The sequence below is a fragment of the uncultured Desulfovibrio sp. genome (genome assembly GCF_910584445.1).
Taxonomy (GTDB): Bacteria; Desulfobacterota; Desulfovibrionia; order Desulfovibrionales; family Desulfovibrionaceae; genus Desulfovibrio.
In genome coordinates, this window is record NZ_CAJUBO010000001.1 from 76,263 (window position 1) to 100,183 (window position 23,921).

General features: G+C 59.3%; 20 protein-coding genes and 1 pseudogene. 18 read left to right on the forward strand and 3 right to left on the reverse strand.

The window, feature by feature from the left end:
• Window positions 1-2: 2 nt before the first annotated feature.
• Window positions 3-2,744, forward strand: coding sequence for a mechanosensitive ion channel domain-containing protein (locus QZ294_RS00330; RefSeq protein ID WP_297045011.1), 2,742 nt, complete (start codon window positions 3-5; stop codon window positions 2,742-2,744).
• A gap of 152 nt (window positions 2,745-2,896) precedes the next feature.
• Here QZ294_RS00330 and mutL read toward each other — a convergent pair whose 3' ends face one another.
• Window positions 2,897-4,840, reverse strand: coding sequence for a DNA mismatch repair endonuclease MutL (gene mutL / locus QZ294_RS00335; RefSeq protein WP_297045014.1), 1,944 nt, complete (start codon window positions 4,838-4,840; stop codon window positions 2,897-2,899).
• Between mutL and QZ294_RS00340 the strand changes: the two genes are divergently transcribed.
• From QZ294_RS00340 to QZ294_RS00415, 17 genes and pseudogenes are all read left to right on the forward strand, one after another.
• A complete protein-coding gene (locus QZ294_RS00340) occupies window positions 4,820-5,323 on the forward strand; it encodes a hypothetical protein (RefSeq protein ID WP_297045017.1) in 504 nt (167 codons plus the stop codon). The genes mutL and QZ294_RS00340 overlap by 21 nt on opposite strands.
• Before the next feature lie 159 nt (window positions 5,324-5,482).
• On the forward strand, window positions 5,483-6,505 hold the full coding sequence (locus QZ294_RS00345; protein WP_297045020.1) for an NAD-dependent epimerase/dehydratase family protein: 1,023 nt from the start codon (window positions 5,483-5,485) through the stop codon (window positions 6,503-6,505).
• Window positions 6,506-6,656: 151 nt separating this feature from the next.
• Complete coding sequence (locus tag QZ294_RS00350; protein WP_297045023.1) at window positions 6,657-7,784, forward strand: nucleotidyltransferase family protein; 1,128 nt, start codon at window positions 6,657-6,659, stop codon at window positions 7,782-7,784.
• On the forward strand, window positions 7,774-8,901 hold the full coding sequence (locus tag QZ294_RS00355; protein WP_297045026.1) for a hypothetical protein: 1,128 nt from the start codon (window positions 7,774-7,776) through the stop codon (window positions 8,899-8,901). Before QZ294_RS00350 ends, QZ294_RS00355 begins: the two co-directional genes overlap by 11 nt.
• A gap of 176 nt (window positions 8,902-9,077) precedes the next feature.
• A complete protein-coding gene (locus tag QZ294_RS00360) occupies window positions 9,078-9,911 on the forward strand; it encodes a class I SAM-dependent methyltransferase (protein WP_297045028.1) in 834 nt (277 codons plus the stop codon).
• A 228-nt stretch (window positions 9,912-10,139) separates the two neighbouring features.
• Window positions 10,140-10,613: a PqqD family protein gene (locus QZ294_RS00365; protein ID WP_297045031.1), complete on the forward strand. Its 474-nt coding sequence runs from the start codon at window positions 10,140-10,142 to the stop codon at window positions 10,611-10,613.
• A 20-nt stretch (window positions 10,614-10,633) separates the two neighbouring features.
• The gene (locus QZ294_RS00370) at window positions 10,634-11,704 is read left to right on the forward strand and encodes a glycosyltransferase family 2 protein (protein ID WP_297045034.1); all 1,071 of its coding nucleotides are present in this window, start codon (window positions 10,634-10,636) and stop codon (window positions 11,702-11,704) included.
• A 1-nt stretch (window position 11,705) separates the two neighbouring features.
• Window positions 11,706-13,511: a rhamnan synthesis F family protein gene (locus QZ294_RS00375; protein WP_297045037.1), complete on the forward strand. Its 1,806-nt coding sequence runs from the start codon at window positions 11,706-11,708 to the stop codon at window positions 13,509-13,511.
• Window positions 13,512-13,748: 237 nt separating this feature from the next.
• Window positions 13,749-14,057: pseudogene (locus tag QZ294_RS10980) on the forward strand (methyltransferase domain-containing protein); the annotation flags it as partial.
• A 30-nt stretch (window positions 14,058-14,087) separates the two neighbouring features.
• Window positions 14,088-14,621, forward strand: coding sequence for a hypothetical protein (locus QZ294_RS00380; protein WP_297045041.1), 534 nt, complete (start codon window positions 14,088-14,090; stop codon window positions 14,619-14,621).
• A 300-nt stretch (window positions 14,622-14,921) separates the two neighbouring features.
• Window positions 14,922-15,893, forward strand: coding sequence for a radical SAM protein (locus QZ294_RS00385; RefSeq protein ID WP_297045046.1), 972 nt, complete (start codon window positions 14,922-14,924; stop codon window positions 15,891-15,893).
• Window positions 15,894-15,949: 56 nt separating this feature from the next.
• Window positions 15,950-16,627: a glycosyltransferase family A protein gene (locus QZ294_RS00390; RefSeq protein ID WP_297045049.1), complete on the forward strand. Its 678-nt coding sequence runs from the start codon at window positions 15,950-15,952 to the stop codon at window positions 16,625-16,627.
• A gap of 63 nt (window positions 16,628-16,690) precedes the next feature.
• Complete coding sequence (locus QZ294_RS00395; protein WP_297045052.1) at window positions 16,691-18,592, forward strand: ABC transporter ATP-binding protein; 1,902 nt, start codon at window positions 16,691-16,693, stop codon at window positions 18,590-18,592.
• Complete coding sequence (locus QZ294_RS00400) at window positions 18,574-19,407, forward strand: glycosyltransferase family 2 protein (protein WP_297045055.1); 834 nt, start codon at window positions 18,574-18,576, stop codon at window positions 19,405-19,407. Before QZ294_RS00395 ends, QZ294_RS00400 begins: the two co-directional genes overlap by 19 nt.
• On the forward strand, window positions 19,407-20,564 hold the full coding sequence (locus QZ294_RS00405) for a glycosyltransferase family 4 protein (protein ID WP_297045058.1): 1,158 nt from the start codon (window positions 19,407-19,409) through the stop codon (window positions 20,562-20,564). The genes QZ294_RS00400 and QZ294_RS00405 overlap by 1 nt, the downstream gene beginning before the upstream one ends.
• A 134-nt stretch (window positions 20,565-20,698) precedes the next feature.
• A complete protein-coding gene (locus QZ294_RS00410) occupies window positions 20,699-21,160 on the forward strand; it encodes a Fur family transcriptional regulator (RefSeq protein WP_297045060.1) in 462 nt (153 codons plus the stop codon).
• Between the two features lie 200 nt (window positions 21,161-21,360).
• Window positions 21,361-21,540: a FeoB-associated Cys-rich membrane protein gene (locus tag QZ294_RS00415; RefSeq protein WP_297045063.1), complete on the forward strand. Its 180-nt coding sequence runs from the start codon at window positions 21,361-21,363 to the stop codon at window positions 21,538-21,540.
• Window positions 21,541-21,590: 50 nt separating this feature from the next.
• On the opposite strand, the gene QZ294_RS00420 is transcribed toward QZ294_RS00415, so the two are convergent.
• The gene (locus QZ294_RS00420) at window positions 21,591-21,896 is read right to left on the reverse strand and encodes a Dabb family protein (RefSeq protein ID WP_297045065.1); all 306 of its coding nucleotides are present in this window, start codon (window positions 21,894-21,896) and stop codon (window positions 21,591-21,593) included.
• 43 nt (window positions 21,897-21,939) lie between these two features.
• Window positions 21,940-23,775: a translational GTPase TypA gene (typA, locus tag QZ294_RS00425; protein WP_297045068.1), complete on the reverse strand. Its 1,836-nt coding sequence runs from the start codon at window positions 23,773-23,775 to the stop codon at window positions 21,940-21,942.
• Window positions 23,776-23,921 lie beyond the last annotated feature (146 nt).

A 23,921-nucleotide genomic window follows, 5' to 3' on the forward strand; every position in this document is an offset into this window, starting at 1 on the left:
CCATGTCCCGATCTTCCCTGTTCCACGTCCGGCGGCCGGGGCGCGCGTTGTCCTGCCTGTCCCCGTTGTTTCGCGCCCTGTTGTCGGCCGCCCTTGTCCTGGGCGGCCTTTTGCTGCCCTGCGCTCCGGCGTCCGTTCCGGCCGCCACCGGCGGGATGGCCGCTGCCGCTGCCCGGGAAACGCCGGGCGGCAAGACGGCGGCGGAAAGCGCGGCTGCCCCCGGCGCCGCGCATACTGCCGGAGAGGCAGGCGGCGCCGCGGAGGACACGGCGCCGTCCGGACCCGCCGAGCCAGCGGGAAACGCCGCCTGGGAGGCCGTGTGGACCGGACAGCGCGCCATGCTCGACGAGGTGCGCCAGACCGCGCTCAAGCTCAGCGACAGTTTCGGCGCCCAGACGGAGAATCTTTCGCGCCAGCTCCAGCCGTTTGAGGAAGAGGGGCGCCGCCTGCTCGTCTTTGCCAATACCTTCAAGGGCCACCCCAATGCCATGGAGGCCGTGAGCCGCCGCATCGCCGCCACCATCGGCGATCTCCACCTGGTGCTGGAACCCGTGACCGTGGCCCGCTCCGAAGCCGAGAGCCTGCTCGAGCGCGTCAACTACATGGCCGCGAGCCTGCCGGATGAAGTCCAGCAGGGGCATATCAGTCCCGAAATGCAGGCCTATGTGGAGGGAGTCACCCGCGCGCGTCTGCGGCTCACCGCGGTGCTCGCCCAGTATGGCTCCCTGGCGCCGTCCCTGCGGCTGCTCACGCGCCTGGAGGAGACGCGCGCCGCCATCACGGCGCAGCTGCCGGGCCTCTGGAAGGAGTATTATCTCCGGGGTCCGCTGCCCTGGCTCAGCCCCGACGCCTGGGCCGACTTTTCGCAGAAGATGTTCTATTCCTGGCAGGCCATGCTCCTGCGCCTGCCCGTGGAAATGCCCACCACGCCGCCGCAGTGGGGCATAGCGGCCCTGCGTTTTTTCATCTGCCTGCTCTTTACCGGCGCGCTCGCCGCTCTGCTCCAGCGGCGCTGGCTTTCGCCCGGCGCCCCGCCCGCGGCGCGGCATCTCTTCCGCCGGAGCCTGCCCTGGCTCTGTCTGGGCCTGGCCCTGCTGGGAAGCGCCCTTACCGCCTACGGCGACTTTTTCCGCCTCTTCCTTGCCGTGGGCAATCTCTGCCTCATCCTGGGGCAGGTCTTCCTCGCCTGGGATCTGCGCCGTCTCCAGTATCCCGATGCGCCGGCGGCCGCCTCGCCCCTGCTCCGGCTCCTGCCGCTCACGCTCGGCGCCTACGCCCTGCTCTACCTGCCGCTCATCCAGCCGCTGGTGCTTGTCATCTGGGCGGGCTTCGTCACCTTTTCGCTCTGGCGCCGCAGAAAGACGCCCCTGCCCGACCTGGGTCCGTTCAAGCTGGAGCGGGGCGTTCTGGAATCCGAGCCGGCCATCCTCTGGATCTGCCTCTTCCTTGCGCTCACCGGGCTGCATATCTACAGCATGGCCCTCTACCTGCTCTTTGTCTCCCTGTCGCTGGCGCTGGAACTGTGCCGGGGCGGCATGGCGCTGGTGAGCAGCTTCAACGAGCATCTCCCGCGCGAGGGCGCGGGCGCCGCCCTGGCCCGGCTGGCCGTGGCCCTGGCCGCGCCGGTGGTCCTTGTGGTGGCGGTGGTGGGCGTGCTCCTCTGGGTGGGGACCCTGCCGGGCGGCACCTATCTGCTGAGCGAGTACGCCCTCAAGGGCGTGAGCGTGGGCCAGACCCAGTTCAACATCATCCAGGCCCTGCTCATCATCAGCGTGTTCTTTCTCACGCGCACGGTGGTCTCCATGGGCACGCGCTTTCTCGCGCGTCTGCCCGCCAAGGGGCTGCGCTTCGACGCCACGCTCATCCCGCCGCTCCAGACCGCGCTGACCTATGCCGCATGGGCCGTTTTCGGCCTCTTCGTGCTGCGGGCGCTGGGCCTTGAACTGAGCAGCCTCGCCATGGTGGCCGGCGGCCTTTCGGTGGGCATCGGCTTTGGCATGCAGACCATCGTCAACAACTTCCTTTCCGGCCTGATCCTCATTTTCAGCCGCACCCTCCAGGCCGGGGACGTGGTGGAGGTGGGGGGCGTCACCGGCAAGGTCCGCAAGATCAGCGTGCGCGCCACCATGGTGGAGACCTATGACAACGCCCTCATCTATGTGCCCAACAGCGAGTTCATGTCCAACCGTCTGATCAACTGGACGCGCTTCAGCCGCAGCGCGCGCCGGGAAGTCCGGGTGGGGGTGGCCTACGGCTCGGATACCGCCGAAGTGGGCCGGTTGCTCATCTCCGTAGCCAAGGCGCATGAGAATGTGCTCAAATATCCCGTGCCCAGTGTCGTCTTCATGGATTTCGGGGCCAGTTCGCTGGATTTCGCGCTGCGCTTCTGGGTCAAGGATTTCGAGCTGGGCGCGGGCACGGCCTCGGACATCCGCCTGGGGATCGAAAAGCTCTTCCGCGAGGCGCATATCGAGATCGCCTTCCCGCAGCTCGATGTCCACGTCAAGGATCTGCCGCCCCGCGCCGGCGGCCGGGCACCGTCCGGCGCCGTCCCGCGGGCGCCGCGGGCGGGGATGGACCGGGAGAGCGCCGGAACGTCCGCGCGGCCTGGCGGACGCCGCGCCCGGCCGAGACCTGTGCGGCGCCGGACGCCCGAACCCGCGCCCGCGCGGGAGGGCCGGGATGCCGGTGGCACGGACACGCCGGCGCCGGACCACGCGGATGACAAGTCCCAGACAGCGTAGGGCATCAAAAAAGCGCTTTTCCACGATGCGGTTGCGGGAGAGCAGAGCGGCCCGGTGAGGAAATTCTCCAGCCCGCTCTGGCGGAGTCCGCGCCTCTCCGCGCCCGGGCGTTGCGCGTGGGCGGTCGAAGCGGGCAGCCCGCTTCGGCAGACTCAGCGGCGCTTGAAGAGCCGCTCCAGGTCCGCCGCGTCCCAGCGCAGGACGCAGGGGCGGCCGTGCGGGCAGGTGGGCGCGCCCGGCGTTGCCAGCCACTGGGCGAGCAGCCCGGCGGCCTCGTCGTCCGTGAGGCGCTGGCCCGCCTTGATGGCGGCCTTGCAGGCCATGGAAACGAAGATGTCGTCCAGGTCGTCGCGCATGCCCGCAAGGGCCTCGCGGAGAAACGCCCCGGCTTCGCGCCGGGAAAGTCCCGGCGGCATGGCCCGCGCCAGAAGCACATCGCCCGCGCATTCCAGCGCAAAGCCCAGTTGCTCCAGCGCCGGGCGCGCCTCCTGAAGGCGCTCGCGTTCGGCGGCATCCAGGCGCAGTTCCAGCGGCAGGGCCAGCAACTGGCCGGTGCCGGAAAAGCCGCCCGCCGCGATGCGGGCGTGGAGGACGCGCTCATGGGCCGCGTGCTGGTCCACCAGGACGAGCGCGCCCTGCGCGTCACGAAGCACCAGATAGGTATCGGCCACCTGGCCCAGGTAGCTGAAACCGCCGACGGCCAGCGGCTCGCGGGGCGCGGCGGAAGGGACGGCCTGACCGGAAGCCGCCGGTGCGGGGCGCCGGGCGGCCATGGCGGCGGGCGCCGGGTCGGCAGGCATTGGGTCGGCGCCCCCGAAGGGCGCCGCGACCTCGCGCAGGGGGGCCGCCGCGCGCGGCAGCGACGCCCGCGATGTGACGGGCCGGGGCGTGTCCCCCGGGTTTTCGGGGGCTTCCGTCCGGCGGACTTCCCAGCTTCCCGGGGTTTCGCTTTCGTCGGGGCGCAGAAGACGGGGCGCGTCCAGACTGCCCCAGAAGCCCGGACGGCGCGGCTCCCTGTCCGGGAGACCGGCGGCGGGGCCGTCCTGTTCCGCCGCTGCCGGCGCCTCCGGCGCCTCCGGGAACGCCCCGGCGAAAACGGCGTTGTCCAGCGCGCCGCGCAGGGCGTGGAGCACCGCCGAGAACACCGCGGATTCGTCCCGGAAGCGCACCTCCGACTTGGCCGGATGGACGTTGACATCCACCTCTTCCGGCGGAATTTCCAGAAAGAGCGCGGCCAGCGGGTATTCGCGGCTGATGAGCCGCCCCTTGTAGGCTTCGCGCACGGCCGCGAAAAGGCGCTTGTCGGTTACGGCGCGCCCGTTGACGTAGAGCAGGACGCGGTCCGCCCGCTGCTGGCGCATGCCTGCGGGCGCGGCAAGGCCGTGGCAGCGGATGCCGTGGCGTTCCGCATCAAAGGGCAGGAGTTCCCGCACGATGCTGCCGGGCCAGATGACGCCGAGGCGCCCGCGCAGGTCCTGGCCGGGGAGAAAGCGGAGCACCTCCCGCTCGCCCGCGCTCAGGGTAAAGGCGGACTTTGTCCGGGCCAGGGCCAGACGCGAGAGCCAGTCCTGGGCGCGGCGGAACTCGGTGGCGGGACTTTTGAGAAATTTGAGCCGCGCCGGGACGTTGGCGAAGAGGTCCCGCACCTCCACCAGGGTGCCCCGGGGGAGCGCGGCCGGGCTTGACGCCGTAACGCGGCCATGTTCCACTTCCAGCGCGTGCGCCACCTCCGCCCCGGCGGCCGCCGACACCAGGCGCAGCCGCGAGACGGAGGCAATGCTCGGCAGCGCCTCGCCCCGGAAGCCGTAGGAGCGGACATGCTCCAGGTCTTCCAGCGCCGTGATCTTGCTGGTGGCGTGGCGCGTGATGGCAAGCTCCAGCTCCGCCGCGGGGATGCCGCAGCCGTCATCCCGGACGCGGATGAGGCTTTGCCCGCCATTGTCCAGGCGCACATCCACGGCGCTGGACCCGGCGTCAAGGCTGTTCTCCACCAGCTCCTTGAGCACGCTGGCCGGGCGCTCCACGACTTCTCCGGCGGCGATCTGATTCCGCAATGCGGAGGGCAAGAGACGAATATGACGCGATATTTCCGGCATGGAAGGAACATAGCGGTCTGGACGGCCCAAGGCAAGGCGGCGCTCCTCGGGCGTCGCGCCCGGCGCGCCGCGCTGGCGCGCGGGCGTCTGCTGCGCCTGGAGGTCAGGGCCGGGGGCCGCTTCCGGCGCGCGGCCCCTCCGCTTGCCGTTGCCCTGGCCGGAGCCGGGCGGGGCTACGACCCGGAACTGCTCTATGTGGAATGCGGCCGCTGCGGCGCGCCGGTCCTCTGGGAGCCGGGCCGCGCCACGCGGCTGCTGGACGAGGCCGGCATTGATCCGCTGGAGCTGGACGCCTCGTGCCTGCTCGTCACCAATGCCTGCCCCATGTGCGGCGGCACCACCGCCCCCGGCGGCCCTGAAGGCACAGGGGAGCCGGACGCGGTGGCCGCGGACGCCGACGGGGAAGCGGGCTATGTGGTGCGCGTCTTCCGCATGAGCGCCGAGGGCGGGAGCTTTGGCGCGCCGCGCCAGGGGCACGCCTGAGGCATGCCGCGTCCGGGCGCCCGGGCGCGCGTTTTTGCGGGCCAGCCGGCCGGCGGCGGCCTTTACAGCGGGAAGTTAAGCGGCTAAGAGAGAGCGGGATCAGGATATGTCCGGGGCGGCCCGCGCCGCGCCGGCGCCTTGCAGACGACAGGACGCACCATGAACGCATACGCACAACTGCGCGACCGCCTTTCCGCCGCTCCGTCGCGCTGGCTTGTCACCGGCGTTGCCGGCTTTATCGGTTCCAACCTGCTGGAGCATCTGCTCGGCCTTGGGCAGACCGTGGTGGGGCTGGACAACTTTCTCACCGGCTACCGGAAAAATCTCGACATGGTGCGCGCGGCCGTGGGCGACGAGTCCTGGTCCCGCTTCACCTTCATCGAGGGGGATATCCGCGATCTCGATACCTGCCGCCGCGCCTGCGCGGGCGTGGAGCATGTGCTCCATGAGGCCGCGCTTGGCTCGGTGCCCCGCTCCATCGACGATCCGCTTCTTTCCAACGGCTGCAATATCGACGGCTTCCTGAACATGCTCGTGGCCGCCCGCGATGCCGGGACCAGAAGCTTCGTCTATGCCGCCTCGTCCTCGACCTATGGCGATTCGCCGGAACTGCCCAAGGTGGAGGACAAGATCGGGCGGCCGCTCTCGCCCTATGCCGTCACCAAGTATGTGGACGAGCTGTATGCCGATGTGTTCGCGCGCTGCTACGGGTTCGTGAGCATCGGGCTGCGCTATTTCAACGTCTTCGGGCAGCGGCAGGACCCCTACGGCGCCTATGCCGCCGTCATCCCGCAGTGGTTCGCGAGCCTGCTCAAGGGCGAGACCGTCTATATCAACGGCGATGGCGAGACCAGCCGCGATTTCTGCTATATCGACAACGTGGTGCAGGCCAACCTGCTCGCCAGCCTGGCGGAAGGCGACGCGCAGAACCGCATCTATAACGTGGCCTTCGGCCAGCGGACCACGCTCAACGAACTCTTTGTCCTCATCCGCGACGAGGTGAGCCGCCACAGGGCCGCCGCGGCCACGGCCGAACCCGTGCACCGCGACTTCCGCGCCGGGGACGTGCGTCATTCCCTGGCGGACATCAGCCGCGCCCGCGACCTGCTCGGCTACGCGCCGCGCTATGACGTGCGCGAGGGCCTGCGCCTGGCCGGGGACTGGTACGCCGCCAACCTGTAGGAAATCAGGGCTTTCACCGCGCCGCTGCATGGGGATGCCGGCGCGGTATTTTTTGTTGCCGTATTCATTGACATACCATATGTTGATGAAATAAAGACCCATCCATATCGGACAGGTCTGCTTCGAGGATGTGACCGGAGTTTGCACAGGTATGGACCGCTTGCCGGAAAATCCCGCATTGCGGCGTGTGGTAGCCAGACTCTACCAGACGCATCTGGACGCGCGGGATCAGTGCCTGCTGGACTTCCGCTTTGCCGCGGCGCCCACCCAGGCCATGCTCGACGCCTGCCTTGAGCACTGCGACATCGAGGTCATGGGCGCGCACAAGAGCCTGCTCCTGGCCTATGTCCGGCGCGAACATCCCGAACTTGTCTTTTCCGAGTACGCGGGGCCGCGCATCGACGGACTCATCCGCTTTTTCCATTTTGCCAATACGAAAACGCTGGCCCATTTCTCCAGGATCGGCAAGGCGCTCGTCGCGGCGGGCATCCCCATCCTGCTCTTCAAGGGCGCGGCCATGCGCGTGCTGCGCCCGGAGCTGCCCAGACCCATGGGCGACGCGGACATCCTCATCCCGGCGGAACGCATCGGCGAAGCCACGCGCATCGGCGAGGAACTCGGCTACCTGCATTGCCGCGAGGAATCGAAGCATGCGGTGGACTTCCACACCGAGAAGGAAAGCGCCGTGGATGTCCACCACTCCATTTTTGACCCGGACAGGGACTATGCGGCCTTTCATGAGGGCCTGTTCGCCCGCGCCACGCCCGTCAGGGCGTTCGGCGTGGATGTGTTGCTGCCCTGCCGCGAGGATCTCTGCTTTCTGGTCATGGCAAACCTGACCAAGAACCTGCGCGAGCATACCTCGCTGCACAGCGTCTTTTTCTCTCTTGAAGACTGCGCCTGGCTCCAGCGCGGCGCGCCGCTGGACTGGGACATCGTGCGTGCGGACGCGGACGCCAGCGGCCATGAGGTGGAGACATGCCTGGCGGCCGCCTTCATGAACGCGGTGGTGCCGGGCCTTTTCCCCCGGCCGGAGGTTCTGTTCCCGGAGCCTGGCGGCATCGAGGATTTCTGCAACCAGGTCATTTTTGACGAGGACTATTTTTTGCCGCGCCAACGCCACTGCCAGGCCATCCGCGTGGTGGAGCTGAAGAATCGCCCCTGGCACCACGGCAGCCGCATCCTGAAATTTCTGCTGTTGAAACGCTTGCGCGGGATTCCGGCCTTCGTGCGCTGGTATCTCGCGCACAAGAGGGGGATCGTCACCCATGCGTTTTGACGGGATTTCTCCCGCCGCGCGGGAGCAGGCCTGCGCGGCGCTGGCACGGCGCGCGCAGATGGCCGGCCCTGCGCCGGTGGTCCGCTTTCTTGACTGCGGCACGCGCATGGTGCGGCTCATCTGTCATTCGGCGGCCTTCCTGCGCCATGTGGAACGGCAGATGACCTGTGCCCTGCGTGAAGATGCGCCCGGGTTTGATGCCACGCTCGTCATCTGGCAGGAGCGCAGCGTGGCCGAGGCCGCGCTGGCCGTGGTCCGCGTGCTCGATGGCACGTCGTACCGCAGGCTGCGCGTTGGCCGCCTGACGGGAATGGCCGGCGCCGAAGCCGTCCAGGTTTTCGACGAGGAGCTGCTGCGCCATTGGCCGCTGCTGGACATCCAGCCCGGCGACGGCAGTCTTTCGGCCTTCGCTCCGGAGCGCGATACCTATTATTATGCCGTTGAGGACCTCGACCCCGAGGAGTTCATCAAGCGCGGACATATTTTCGTGCAGTTGCTGTTCCGCATCTGCAACGTGCCGGGCAGCAGCCTGGCCCATGGCGCGGTGGTGGGGCTGAACGGCGCGGGCGTGCTCCTCTGCGCCTTTGGCTACCGGGGCAAGTCCACTCTGTCGGTGCATGCGCTGCTGGACGGGTTTGAATATGTCTCGGACGACTACCTCATCCTCGGCAGGAAAGAGGACGGAACGGAACGGGACATCCTGCGCGCGTGGCCCGTCTATTCCGTCATCGCCCTGTCGCCGCACGCCTACCAGGCCATGTATGACGGCTTCAGGGGAAAATTTCTTTCGAACAACGCCCGCAAGGACAAATATATGTTCAATATCGCGTGCTATCATGAGCAGTTCCGGCGCGGGTATCCCGTGCGCCTGTGCATGTTCCCGAATATCTGCGACTGCGTGGAACCCTCCATCGAGCCTGGCAGCAGGGAACGTGCGCTGGAAGAGCTGGCCTTTTCCACGCTCAACAATACGGGAAACCCGAGGGACGCCGTGACTATCGGCAAGCTGTACGAGTTCGTGCGCGACCTGCCGTTCTACCGCTTCGACCTTTCGCGCAATATCGCGCGCAACACGCGCTGCCTGCGGGAATTCATGGAACAGCTTTCAGCTATTTGAGTGTGACTCTCGAGGAGAATATGTTTTTATACGTCAAGGATAGAATATTTACGTTTAAATTCAGAGATTTCAGCATGGATAGTGTCATGAGATTTTGTGTGTTGTAGAAATAGTATAAAAATGAACAAGAAAATAAATATTATGCATAAGAATTATAATAGAATAAGGGGGTGGAAATGTACGACTATAAAAATAGGGTAGTTGAAATTATAAAGAAATCAATCCCTAATAGAGGAGTTCATACGTCAGAGGAAGTTGTGCTATCTAAGGAATTCCCAACAGATATAAACTCTTTTACAATTTTTCATAACTCATGGATCACTTCTGTCCCGGGTGCAGCAAGCATCACAGGGGACATTCCTCTTTGTCAAGATCCAAGAGTCCAATGGCTCATAGACAACAAGGCACTTCAGGGGATGAACGTATTGGAATTGGGTCCTCTCGAAGGTGGGCATACGTATATGCTTGAAAAGATAGGGGGTGCGATTGTTACTGCGATTGAGGCAAATCCGCAGAGTTTTTTAAAGTCTCTGATTCTCAAAAACTACTTTGGATTAAAAGCAAAAATTTTGTATGGGGATTTTACGAAATATTTATCTGAATCTATATATGGGAACTTTGATTTATGTGTTGCCATAGGAGTTCTATATCATATGGCGGATCCCCTGAATTTTTTAACAAATGTCAGCAAAAATTTTAACCGTGTATTTTTATGGACACATTATTTTGATGCGAAAAAAATAAAATCTTTAGGGTCATTTGATAGAGATAATTATATAGTAATTGATTCTGGAAAGAAGATTTTTATGCATAAAAATAATTATTATATCAAGAATAGTAGATTTTTAGGTGGAGTGGATACATACTCATTCTGGCTAGAACGCGAATCATTGATTTCATATTTAAATAATCTTGGGTTCACGAATATGACAATTATATCGGAAAATACCCATCCAAACTATCCTGATATCTGTATTTATGCTGAAAAAGATTTGCAGGAAAACAAATAGGATGCAGATGCAATTATTATATTACAAATTGTATTGCGTATCCATGTAGATATTTAGTGCTATTCGTCATCAGACGCAGCATGAATTATGGAAAAAATGTTTAAGTTTTTCTAATGCAATAGGTGTTATTCTTAGCAGTTGATTATGTATATTTTGTTTATGAGGCTTGACGTTAAGCGGCGTAGTCCGCACTCCACCTGATAACCATTTTGCGAAGGGAGAGAGCAAATGCCAACCTATGTCTTGAACGAAGCCAAGATGTTCAGCGATATCGCCGACGGCATCGCCATCGTCATCAACTCCGAGACCGGCATCTATTACGGCATGAACGGCATCGGTACGGTGGTTTTTGAAAATCTCATGTCAGGCGCCTCCACGGAAGCTGTGCTGGCAGCGCTCAGGGCACTCCCCGGCGCTCCCGAAGACATGGAAACGCGTTTCAACGCCTTTATTGATGCTCTCAAGCATTTTGAGATTGTCCTTGAAGGTGGTGATGGTACTGCGGAGATCAGTATCGATGCCGCCGTCGCCCAGGAAGATGGGTTCGTGCTTATGGTGGAGGAGTTCAATGATGCCCAGGAACTCCTGCTGGCCGACCCTATCCACGAAGTAAAGAACGACAGTGGCTGGCAGCCGGATAAGCATGCCCTTGAGACAGATGTAGAAATGGTGAAGGGCAAGGAAGCCAAAATACAGAAGTAGGATCCTGTCGGATAGCCTCTATGCCTTGCGTTTCCATCATCATTCCGGTCTATAATTCCAGTCGTTACCTGCAGCAGTGTCTGGACTCCATATGCAGACAGACGCTGCGGGATCTGGAAATCATTTGTGTTGATGACGGCAGTACAGATGAGTGTCCTGCCATTCTTCACGCTTGCGCGGCAAAAGATTCCCGCATAACTGTCCTTTCTCATCAACGCAATAGGGGGTGCGCCGCCGCACGCAATACAGGCATGGATGTGGCGCGAGGCGTCTATATTCACTTCATGGACAGCGATGACTGGATAGACGAGGGATATCTGGAGGAACTTGTTCAGATTGCCGAGAGAGATAAGCTCTCTCTGGTCATGAACAGCAATATCATTTTGGAAAATGAGGATGGCTCAAGTGTTCAATTTGAACCAGGGTGCTATGGCGAAACAATAGGCTTTTCAACGACTGGATATGTCGATTGCCATGTAAATATCGGAAATTTTACCTATTCCAATTGCTGTTGCCTTTATCGTCGTGACTACATCGAAAGACTTGCGGTACGCTTCCCAGAAGGCTTGGATTATACCGACAACTTTTTTCATATCGCCACATTTTTACCTCAGGAAAAAATCTATATAACGAATACAAATGCTTATCATTATGTGCAACATGCGAATTCGATATGCGGCAAGGATTCTCAAATAACAGATAAATATGATATAATTGATGTCTATAAACTCATATATGAATACTACAAAAAAAATAGCTTTATTGACATCTGCAAGCTCAATTTTTTTGAACTTAGCAAACATTTCCATCGATTTGCTGATAAAGAAGTCGCTTTTAAAAAGCTATTGAATATTGTTGGGATGGCAAAAGATGATATAAAGAATCACTATTATTTATACTCAGAGACAGAGATTCATTTCTTCAATGATGTGATTCGCGCACCAAACTATTTGTTTTATGAATATATAGTATATGGAAATTTCTCGCGACTGCACACATATCTTATTGAATTCAGAAAAAGAATAAAAAAATTCTGCATGTTGGCAGCGCTCAGACGGAATGCGACAACCAGAATGCTGCGCGGGAAATAGCATGGACAAAACAGCCGGGATTTCACCTCCTCCACATCCGCGGGTTCGCCGCCCGCGTCGCCTGCTGCTCTTTGTTCACTATAACAAGTGGGGAGAGCTTGCGGAGTATGTGGTCTATCTTCTCAAGCATGTGCGTAACGTTTTTTCCAGAGTGGTTCTTATCTCCAACAGTCCCCTTTCCGAAACGACGCGCATGCCTCTCGAAGGTCTGTACGACGACTTTTTTCAGCGGGAAAATACAGGTTTTGACTTTCTTGCCTGGAAGGAGGCACTGGCACGCGAAGGACGTGAGCGCCTGGCGGCATATGACAGCGTCACCCTGATGAACGACACCTGTTTTGGCCCCTTGTTCGATCTGGAAGGTGTCTATCGCCGCATGGAGGCGCAAGGGGCAGATTTTTGGGGATTGAGCAATCATAGAGGAACCCGCTGCGATGATTTTAATCTGCTGGCAAAAGATAATTATATAGCAGAGCATATTCAATCATATTTTTTATGTTTTAGTAGGAAGGCCTTTTTATCCAGTGCGTTTCATTCTTTTTGGAAAAGTGTCGAAAATGAAAAAAGCGTTACTAAAGTTATAAGAAACTATGAGATTCCTTTAACAAAATTGTTGAATGAAGAGGGGTTATCGTCTTCTGTTGTATGCGATACAACGAATATGCGATCTGTTCCCAATATTGCTTTATATGAACCTCTTTTATTGTTGGAGCATATCCCTTTCATTAAAATCAAGGCTTTTTTTGCACACTGCGCTACTGAAAACGCGTACTTGTTTTCTGTGATCCAACAAAAATATCATCGACCTGTTGGAGCCATCCGTAAACATTTAGAACGCCATTTTTCTCCTGAAATATCTCTCAAGGTTATGGATCACTCTCTTGAAAATATGGGATCAAAAAAAGGTTATGCCGCCACACAGAGAATCGGATTACATATACATGCTTTTTATACGGATATTTTGCATAAGATTTTAATCCGGCTTATACGTTATGTCAAAGAGCCTATTGATATTTTTTTCACAACTGATTGTGAAAAAAAAGCGACCGAGATTCAGTGCATGCTTGATAAGGATTTCCGCAATCTTACTGTAAAAGGACTTCAAATTATCGAGAACCGCGGAAGAGATATATGGCCGTGGCTAAAAATATCTACATTGTTAAGAGACTATGATTTTGCAGGACATTTGCATACAAAAAAGTCTCCTTTATGCACTTTATTGTTTAGTAATCTATGGTTTGAAGAATTGCTTGACTGTCTTCTTGGGCGTTTTTCGCAGGTAAAACGAGCATTTTCCTGTGACTCGCGCTTGGGAATAGTCATCCCCGATATTCCTTCCGCATTTAGGTTTCCTCCTTTTCCCTATGATTATGATTCCGACATCGAAATGAAAAAATTGTTGCCACAAGTGTGGAAACGTCTCGGTTGCCGCAGGGAGATAGATTTCTCACACATGCGGGCACTGGTTTTTCCGTACGGCAACATGTTCTGGTATCGGCCTGCGGCATTGGAACCCATGTGGCGTGTAAACTGGAATAGTGACGACATGCCAGACGAGCCACTCCCCAGGCACGGGACAATCTGTCATGCATTGGAAAGGCTTCCTGTTTATGTTTCCTGGGACCAAGGATATGATTTTCGCATTGCACGGCAGAAACACATAACTCATCTTGGATTTCAGGAAATTCTTTCTTTTAGTTCACTTTCTGGGTTTATATATAGTAATAGAGTTAATAGTAGCTCAAAAACAGGTATTTTGCATGCGATACGAGCAAAGTTACGCCATCGCTTTGATGCGTCGTCATGAGGAACTTTTATCTTTGTTTGTTGCTGGTTTAAATATTGTGTAGATATATTTATAATATTATATCGTATTATATTTTTTATTGATGTGCAAATAATTAAGTATATATGTTGAGATCGCTGATATGGTTGGAGGACTACAAATATATATGAATTAAAAAATGATTTAAGAGAATATGTTAAATCGCTGATTCAGCCGTATGATTTTGGTATTGAAATTGGAGGAGGATATAATCCTTTAATTTTAAAAAATGAATATTCTGTTTATACTATTGACCATCTTACAAAAGAAGATTTAATAGAAAAATATAAATATGATAAGAATGTAAACCATCTAATATGCAGAATTCAACATGTTGATGCTGTTGACGATGGAAGAGAATTTAAAGATTTACTTGGTAAAGATTTGAATTTTAACTACATTGTGAGTATTCATAATTTTGAGCATATTCCAAATCCTATACGCTTTTTACAACGTTGTGAAAATGCCATAAGTGAAAATGGAAAAGTATATCTAATTATTCCTGACCGTAGGGGAACATTTGACTACTTCAGGCCGTATACTTCAATAGGACAGTGGATGGATGCGTATAGAGAAAATAGGACAGTACACTCGTACTCTTCTTTTTATGATCAATTTGCATATTGTGTTGATGGTAATTATGACTATGGTGCTGTTAATTTTCAATATTCCCCACAATTGGCACAAATGCATATATCCAAAAGTTATAGAAGTAGCTGCTATGTTGATGTGCATGGATTTGTATATACCCCTGCAACATTTTTATTTCTAATTACGTATATTCAGAAACTAGGTCTAACATCCTTGGGCGTTTATAAAATTGTGACTTGCCCCAACAGTAATTTTGAATTTTTGGCGATTTTGGGCAAAGGGGAGGGGCCAGAGGTGTCTCTCAAAGAGGCTGCAATCTCCATGGTAGGTGAAAATATCAACCATCGACGCTCTTTTCACGAGCCGCCTGCATCTCCTCAAATCCCTCTTCGCCATCAGATTTATGCTCGCATCAAGAAACAGCATCCGTTCTTTACAAAACTTATATATCCATTTGCTTTAGCGATTTGGCGTATCTATAAGTTTTTTACATCCAAATGACCGCATTTTTTGATTATGTTTCATGGGTGATGAAAACTTGTTATGTAGTATGTTTTTTGAACTTTTCTGACCTGGTAATGGGCTTGCGAATTATGATATGAATCCTTCGCGACTTGTTCAGAAAGCAAGAGATACTGTTAATGCAAAAAATTTTTTGAATCTTTGTGATGTATCACATGATGCGTTGGACGGTATTGCCTCTCTTTTTTTAATTTTGGGGGGAAGAGATTTAATTTGGATACTGTACGCAAGATATTAGCCAGGTTTGGAATAGCCCAGCTTCATTTCCGGAGGAATTGTATGGAAGAAAATAGTATATTACATCTATCCATATCTCAGGAATTTATGCGCCGTTTTTTCTATGAAAATGCAGAGCGGCGCATGGCTGTTGAATTGTATGAATTTCTTTTTTGGCGAAGGGGAAAATTTTTACGCCCCACAGAAAAAACAAAAATTATAAACAGATATGTAGAAGAGGAAATAGATAATTTTTCAATTCAAAAATTGCTTAATATTCCGCGATTGCAGTTTTTTCTAACAAACGCGTGTACGCTTCGGTGCCGGGAATGCAATGCGCTTATCCCGGATATGTTGTCTGGATCTTCCTCCGTGAAACAGTATTTTCTTTCAGAAGATGATTTTCGCCGTGACTTGGATTTCCTGAAAACTGCTGTGTCCTCAATCCGTCACTTTATTTTTTTAGGAGGCGAGCCATTATTACACAGGAATATTCATAATTTGATTTCAATAGCATTGCAGAGTGGAATCATTTCAACCATTGAAATCGTAACGAATGGCACTGTTGTTCCCCAAAAGGATACCATTGAAGGAATCAGGAAGTATAAGGAACATGTGTTTTTTAGGATCAGCGATTACTCCGCAAATCCGGAGCTTGCCGCTATCTTGCGTCATGCAGAGTTGGAGTTTCTTTTAAAAAAGTACGGAATCAGATACCAAAAAACTTTTATGCCCTGGTTCAGGATGCACCCCGCGCAAGTCCCTCAAAATGACAATGTGGTCCGCAGCGTGTTCAGGGATTGCTATATGGCAAGATGTGTGCAGGTTTTTGACGGGAAGCTCGCCATTTGTCCAAAAGCCTCTGCAATGGCTGCCATGGGGCATTGTTCCCCAGAGAAGTGTGGAATCATCGACCTGCGACATGAGCAGAGCTTGCGAGATGCGCTCATACATTTTTATGAACAGGATTTCTTTGAGGTGTGCAGGATGTGTAAGGGATATGGTGAGGAAGTTCTTCCCGGAGAACAGGTATAGCCCTGATGGAAAAATTTTTCATCGTTGACAAGAAAGATGCATCTTGATTTTGGGCAATGAAGATGAAGAGACCTGTATCCGTCATTATCCCCTGTCGCAACGGAACGAACTATCTGTCCGAGGCCGTCGCCAGCGTTCGTGGGCAGGGTATCGAGACTGAGATCATCGTGGTGGATGACGGCTCCACCGACGCAACAGCGGAACTTGCGCGCTCACTGGGTTGCAGGGTTTTTGTGCAGCCGGCCTCCGGGCCGTCGCGGGCGCGCAATCTGGGGCTGCAGATGTCCCGGGGGGACTTCGTCATGTTTCTGGACCATGATGATGTCCTCGCAGATGGTGCGCTTGCAACGATGCTGGCGGCGGCGGAGAGTCAAATAGATATAGTCGCCTCACGTCTGCGTGATTTTGTTTCACCAGAACTGTCGGAAGCGCAGGCAGCCATGCTCCAGCCGCGTGAAGCTGCGTATGGAGGCCTGCTTACGGGAGCGTATCTTTTCCGACGTGGTGCGTTTGAAGAGTTGGGAAGCTTCAATGAGGAGCTGCCCAGCGGAGAATGCGTTGATTTTTTGCTGCGATGCCGCGCAGTCGGCACACGGCTCAGGCAGATCGAAGCGATCACCTGTCACCGGCGACTTCATCTTGACAACACAGGGAGGCATAGACGTGAAGCAGAACACAAGGGCTATGCCGCGAGTCTTCGGGCACGGTTACTGAGCCGTGGGCACAAACGCTAGACGAAGCATTCCCGCGAGGAGGGTCCACGGCACCGACATGGCACTTTCCGACGGATGAAACGTATGCCAGGCCAGCTCCTGCACACCTGCTTCGCCGACTTCCGCCGCATCTGCCGCATCCTGCCCGTGGCGTTGAAGCGGAAGACGGCGCTGGTCTTTCTTGGCGTCGTCATCCAGGCGCTGCTGGAGGTCGGCGCCATCCTCGCCATTTCGCTGGTGGCGGTGAGCGTGGCCTCGCCGGAGCGCATCCTCGGCCATCCGGTCACGCAGGCCATTCTCACCCATATCCCGGCCCTGCAGGGGCTGGGCGAGGACCTGCGTCGCCTGGCCCTGACCTGCGCCCTGCTCTCCGCCGCGCTCATCGTCGGGAAGAACGCCGTTTCGGCGCTGGTGGCCCACCAGACCAACGCGCTCGGCGAGCGCATCGCGCTTTTCGCCGGGGACACCATCTTTCGCGCCTTCTTGTACAGTCCCTATATCTGTCATCTTTCCGGCGACAGCAACGCCATGTTCCAGGCGCTTTCCCGCCGGGGAGAGCTTGGGCGCATGGTCATCCACCTGATGGCCGTTTACAGCTACGCCGTGGTCGCCTTTTTCATGACAACGGCCCTGCTGCTGCTGACGCCCGGGCCGGTGCTGCTCGTCATGGGCGGCATCATGACCATTGCCGTGGCGCTGTATCGGCGCCTGCGCGTGCTCATGGACATTGCGGGGCGCGAGGTCAACGAGCGCAGCCGTGATGAAAGCAAGGCCACGCTGGACGCCATGCGCGGCATCCGCGAGCTGCTCATTTACCGGCAGCAGGATGTCTTTTTCGAGAAGTTCGAGACAGCCTGCATCAAGGGCGCGCCGCCACGGGCCTTTCTCAGCATCGGGCCGACCATGCCCACCTGGATCCTGGAATCGGCGGGCTTTTTCGCCATCGTGGGGTCCATGGCCGTCATGTGGGGCCTGCTGGACGCGCCGTTGCCGCAGATCGCGGGCGTCATGACCATCATCATCCTCATCGCCTGGCGCGTCCTGCCGCTGCTGAACCGTTCGCTGGGCGCGCTGGTCACGGTGCGCGGCTCGCGCGCGGGCGCGCTGGAATGCCTCGACAAGGTCGAGGAGGCCCTCGACGCGCCCCCCCCGGCGCAGCCGGAGCCTGACCCGGACTTTGCCCTGCGCGGGAGCATCGCCCTCACGGCGGCGGGGTTCCGTTATCCCGGCGCGGAGCGTGATTCCCTGAGCGAGATTTCCTGCGTCATTCCCAAGGGTGCCCGTGTGGGCATCATCGGGCAGTCCGGCGCGGGCAAGAGCACCCTGGCGGCCATCCTCAGCGGCCTGGCGGAGCCGTGTTCCGGCGCCCTGCTCGTGGACGGCCGCGAACTCGAGCCGGCCGAACGCGCCGCCTATTGCGCGCGTATCGGCTATGTGCCGCAGAATCCGTACATCCTCGCGGGCAGCATCGCGGAAAATGTGGCCTTCAGCCAGTGGGGCAAGCCCTGGGACGAGGCGCGCGTGCTCCGCGCCTGCCGCATGGCCTCTCTGGATGTGGCGCTGGAGCGGGGCATTGAAAGCGGCCTTGGCGAAGGTGGCGCGGGCCTCTCCGGCGGCCAGATGCAGCGCGTCGCCATTGCGCGCGCCCTGTACGCGGAACCGGCGGTCCTCATCCTCGATGAAGCCACGAGCGCTCTGGACAGCGGCGTGGAAGCCGGGATCATGAATACCATCTTCGCCCTGCCGGAAGAGATCACCACCATCATCATCGCGCACCGCCTGAGCACCGTGGAGCGGTGCGACATGCTGTTCTGGATAGAGGGCGGCCGCCTGCGCGCCTCCGGCCCTCCTGCCGGGATCCTGCCTGCCTACAGGCGCAGCCTTGCGGAAATGGCGGCCCGGAAGCGCCCCGGGATGACGGAGGCGGGCGCGCCCCCCGGGCCGGCGCCGACGGAGCGGGAGGACACATGCTCTCCATCATCGTAGTTACGGTGGATCGGACCCGACAGACGGAGCATTTCCTGCTCAGCCTCACGCACCAGACCTGCGCGGATCTCGAGGTCGTCCTCATGCACGCGCCGCAGATGCCCGAAACCACTGTGGCCGCCATGTGCGCCAGGTTCCCCTCGCTCCGCATCCGCGCCTTTCCCTCGCCGGACACCTGTCTTTCGCGTTCGCGCAATGCCGCCCTCGCGCATGTGGCCGGTGACTGCTTCGCCATTGCGGACGACGATTGCCTGTACCCGCCGGAGGTGGTGGCGCGCGTGCTGGAGACGTTCCGGCGCCACGCGGAGCTTGCGGTGCTCATGGGCAGCCCGGTCTCTCTCGATCCCGGCGACATACCCACGGGCGATGCTCCGGTGCCGCTGCCGGCCTGGCGCCTGTTCACCGGCTGCCCCAGTTTCGTCCACTTCTACCGCACGGCGGTCTGTGACGCGGTGGGCGGCTTTGACGAGTGCCTGGGCGTGGGCTGCGGCACGCCGTACCAGTCCGGCGAAGAAACGGATTTCGCCCTGCGCGCGGTGCGGGCCGGCTTTGCGGCGGCGCGGGTGCCCTCCCTGGTCATCCTCCATCCCAGCACCACGCCCGGCGGTGCGGCCATGCGCCGCAAAATCCGCACCTATGCGCGGGGCCGCATGCAACTGTTGCGGAAACACGGCTGCCCGGCCGGGTTCATCGCGCTCAATGTGCTCTATCCGCTGCTGGCCCTGCCGGTGGAGTGGCTTGCCGCCGCGCGGCGCCTTGCGCGCTACCGGCTGTGCATGTTCATCGAACGCTTCCTGAGCCTGTGGCGTGATTGATGGACATTGCCGTCATTACCCGCGAATTTTCGCCGCTGACCCGAAATGGCGGCATCGGCACGGCGATGCGCCATCTGTGCGACACACTTGCCCGGGCCGCGGGCCATCGGCTGACCGTGTACTATACCGGGCGGCCACATGCGCGTCTGTGGCGGTTTTCCCGCGCCCTGCGCCGGTGCGGCATGGAGTTCCGTCCGGTCATCGCGCCACTGGGGCTGCTCCTGCGCGATCCCGTGCGCCGCAGCCGCGCCGCCTGTGCCGCCCTGCGCGGGACCCGGCACGATTGCTACCTCTTCCATGAATTCATGGCCGACGGCTGGTTTTTCCTCCGCGAGCGGCGGCGCGGGCATCCCCCCTGCGGCATCGTGACTCACGGGAGCGCCCTGTGGGTGGACGAGGGCAATGGCCGGGTGGCCGGCAGGGGCGCCCGGGCGGCGCTGTACGCCATGGAACGGGAGTGCTGCGAGCGGGCGGACTTTCTCGTCAGCCCGAGCCGGTACCTGCTGGGCTGGATGCGCGATCGCGGCTGGCACCTGCCGGAGCGCACCGCTGTCATCCCCAATTTCGCCTCCGGCTGGGGATGCCCGCCGCCCCGTTGCAGGGGAGGGCGCGGCGCCCCCGGGGAACTCGTCTTTTTCGGGCGCCTGGAAGAGCGCAAGGGGCTGCGTGTCTTCTGCGAAGCGCTCCATGCGGTGCCGGTCTCCCTCCTGGCGGGGCGGCAGGTGACCTTTCTCGGCAGGGAAGGCGGCTATGCCCCGGCGCAGGTGGCCGCGTGGCTCGCGCCCCTGGCGCGGAAGGGCCTGCGGCTCATGTTCCGCACGGCCATGGACGCCGACGAGGCGCGCGCTTATCTGTGCGGCGGCGACCGTCTTGCCGTCATGCCCTCCCTGCGGGAAAATTCGCCGTGCGTGGTCCATGAGTGTCTGGAAAGCGGCATCCCGTTTCTCGCTTCATCGAGCGGCGGCGGCCCGGAACTGGCGCGGCCCGAAGATCGCGATGCGTTTGTGGCTCCGCAGGCGGCGGCCCTGGCGGCACGCCTGGGCAGCATCCTTGCGGACGGCCTGCCGGCGCCCGCCCGTCCCCGGCATTCCCCGGCGGAGCTTCTCCATCTCTGGCAGACGTTGCTGGAGGAGTGGCGCCCCCGGACCGGGCTTTGAAAAAAGCGGTCTTCGGGAAGCGCCGGCGCTTTTTCTCTCGACCTTTTGGCGCCGCTTTGGCATCCTGAAGCCGTCCGGCAAGCGACCACCGAGTGGTCGGGCCGGGCGTCCGGTCAGAAAGGGATGGTGCAGCCATGACGAAAGCCACAACGCCCCTGGGCGCGTTTCTCGATTTCATGAGCAGCCGGGGGCTGAACACCACATCACAGCGCCGTGTCATCGCCCAGGCGTTTTTCGAGTTTCCGGGCCATCATTCCCTGGAAGAGTTCTATCAGTATGTCCTGAAGCTGGACGCGGGCATCGGGCAGACCACGGTGTACCGGACGCTCAAGCTCCTGTGCGACGCGGGCCTGGCAACGGAGATCCAGTTCAGCGACAATATCACCCGCTATGAGGTGGCCCGGCCGGACAGCCACCATGACCATCTCGTGTGCCTGGGCTGCGGGACCATTGTGGAGATCTGCGACCCGCGCATCGAAAAGCTCCAGCGGGAGCTGGCCGAGGCCAACGGTTTCAGCCTGACCGGCCATCTGCACAATCTGTACGGGTACTGCCGCGCCTGTCGTGACCGGCAGGCGGCGAAAAGCACGGACTGAAGCTCCGCCGCGCGTTCTTCCGGGGGAGGTTCCGGAGGGGAGTGATATGCGGCGGCGGAAATAAATTGACATTCATTTTCATTTAAGCGAGGGTCGCACCACCACGCCCGGATTGCGGGCATGCTCCGCCGCGCGGGCCGTGCCACCTGCGCGGCGACGAAACTTCAGGAAACCGCATCTTCGGATGCCAAGGAAAGGCTATGAACGTCCAACTGCTGCTGGTCATTCTTTGCGTGGCGGTGGCCGCGTTTTTCATCGGGCGTCGCTTTGTGCGCGCCCTGCGAAGCCGCGGCTGCGTGGGCTGCGGCAAGACCAACTGCTGCGACCCGGCCGCGTGCCCGGAACAGAAAACGCCGGAGGAGCCGCGCCCCCGGCGGTAGCGCCGCAGACGACGGACCAGGGGCGGACCGTCGAGAAAACGTGTCCTGCTCTAGTCCACCGCGTAGTCCAGCGCCTGACGCGAGGCGCAGACGGCCTTGACCCTGGCGGCAAATTCCAGATGCGTCGGATGCTCGGCATAGGCCCTGAGTCCGGCCATGTCGTCATGCGAGGACTGGAGCACCACCTGGGCCGCCACCGTGCTGGTGGGTTGGATGCGGCACGAGACCTCCACCGAGCGCACCGTGGGCAGCCCGTGGAGCATGGCCGAGGCATCGACCAGGCGTTGCGCGTTTTCCGCGGCGCTGCGGCCTTCGGCTTCTTCCTTGAGCGTCCACCAGACAATGTGCCGGATCATGGCATTCTCCTTGTGGGTGCCGCCGTGGCGGCGGTGCGGGGGTTCAGGCTTTGCCCTTGGCGGCGCGGCCCGCGGCCTGATAGCGCTTGAGCGCGGAAAGCTCGTTTTTGCGGAGGCGGATGGACTGGGGCGTCACTTCCACCTGTTCGTCCTCGCGCACGAAGTGGAGCGCGCGTTCCAGGGTCATGCGCCGCACCGGGGTGAGGATGACGTTCTCGTCCTTGCCGGCGGCGCGCAGGTTGGTGAGCTTCTTTTCCTTGGTGGCGTTGACGTCGATGTCATTGTCGCGGTTGTGCTCGCCCACGATCATGCCTTCATAGACCGGGTCGCCCGGTTCCACGAAGAGGCTGCCGCGCGGCTCCAGGTTGAAGAGGGCATAGGCCACGGCGGAGCCTGGCCTGTCGGCCACGATGGACCCGGTGAAGCGCGTGGGGAAGTCGCCGCGCCATTCCTCGTAGCCCTCGAGGTACGAGTTCATGATGCCCGTGCCCTTGGTGTCGGTGAGGAACTCGTCGCGGTAGCCGATAAGCCCGCGCGACGGCACGGAAAATTCCAGACGCACGCGGCCGGTGCCGCCGTTGGCGCAGTTGAGCAGCCGCCCCTTGCGCTGGGCCAGCTTGTCCGTGACCACGCCCATGAAAATCTCGTCGCAGTCCACATAGAGATGCTCCATGGGTTCCAGGGTCTTGCCCGCGGCGTCTTTCTTGAGGATGACTTCGGGGCGGCCCACGGAAAGCTCGAAGCCCTCGCGGCGCATGGTCTCGATGAGGATAGCCATCTGGAATTCGCCGCGGCCCTTGACGAGAAAGGCGTCCTTGTCCGGCGTGTCTTCCACGCGGATGGCGACGTTGCGCAGGCTCTCGCGCACCAGGCGCTCCTGGATGGCGCGGCTCTGGACGATCTTGCCCTCGCGGCCGGCCAGCGGCGAGGTGTTGATGCCGAAGCGCATGGCAACGGTAGGCTCGTCCACGCGGATGCGCGGCAGCGCCGCCGGGGCCTCGCGGGTGCAGATGGTGTCGCCGATGGTCACGTCCTCAATGCCCGCCAGGACCACGATGTCGCCCGGCTCGGCGCGCTCCACGTCGGCGAGGGCCAGGCCGTCATAGACCTGGAGACGGCTCACGCGCAGGGGGCGCGGCGTGCCGTCCTCGCCGATGCAGGCAAGCGCCTCTCGTGCGCGGACGGCGCCGTGCATGATCCTGCCCACGGCGAGGCGCCCGAGATAGTCGGAATAGTCCAGATCCGCCACCAGCATCTGGAAGGGTTCGTCCACATCGTGGGCCGGGCCGGGGATGGAGCCGAGGATGGTCTCGAAGAGCGGCGTGAGGTCCCGGCGCTCGTCCTCGAGGCCGCGCATGGCAACGCCCTCGCGGCCGATGGCGTAGAGCACGGGAAACTCCAGCTGTTCCTCGGTGGCGCCGAGGTCGATGAAGAGGTCGTAGACCTCGTTGAGCACCTCCTGGGGCCGCGCGTCCTTGCGGTCGATCTTGTTGATGACCACGATGACCGGCAGCCCCGCTTCCAGGGTCTTGCGCAGGACAAAGCGCGTCTGCGGCAGCGGACCCTCGGAGGCGTCCACGAGAAGGATGGCGCCGGTAGCCATGGAAAGCGAACGCTCCACCTCGCCGCCGAAGTCGGCGTGGCCGGGCGTGTCGATGATGTTGATCTTGACGCCGTTCCAGTGCACGGCGCAGTTCTTGGCGGCAATGGTGATGCCGCGTTCGCGCTCCAGGTCCATGTTGTCCATGACGCGGTCGTCCACGCGCTGGTCCTCGCGGAAAACGCCGCTCTGGCGAAAGAGCGCGTCCACCAGGGTGGTCTTGCCGTGGTCAACATGGGCGATGATGGCGACATTGCGGAGGGATGCGTTGCGTTCCATGGGAAGTCCCGGAAAGAGGAAAAGGGAAGGCCCGCGCGCAGTGCCCGGCGCGGACAGTGTCGGGCCGCGTTTTTTCTAGCCGCGCCCTTGCCCGAAGTCAACAGCGGACGCCCCCGGCGTTGCGCCGGACGCGGCGGCCCGTCCCG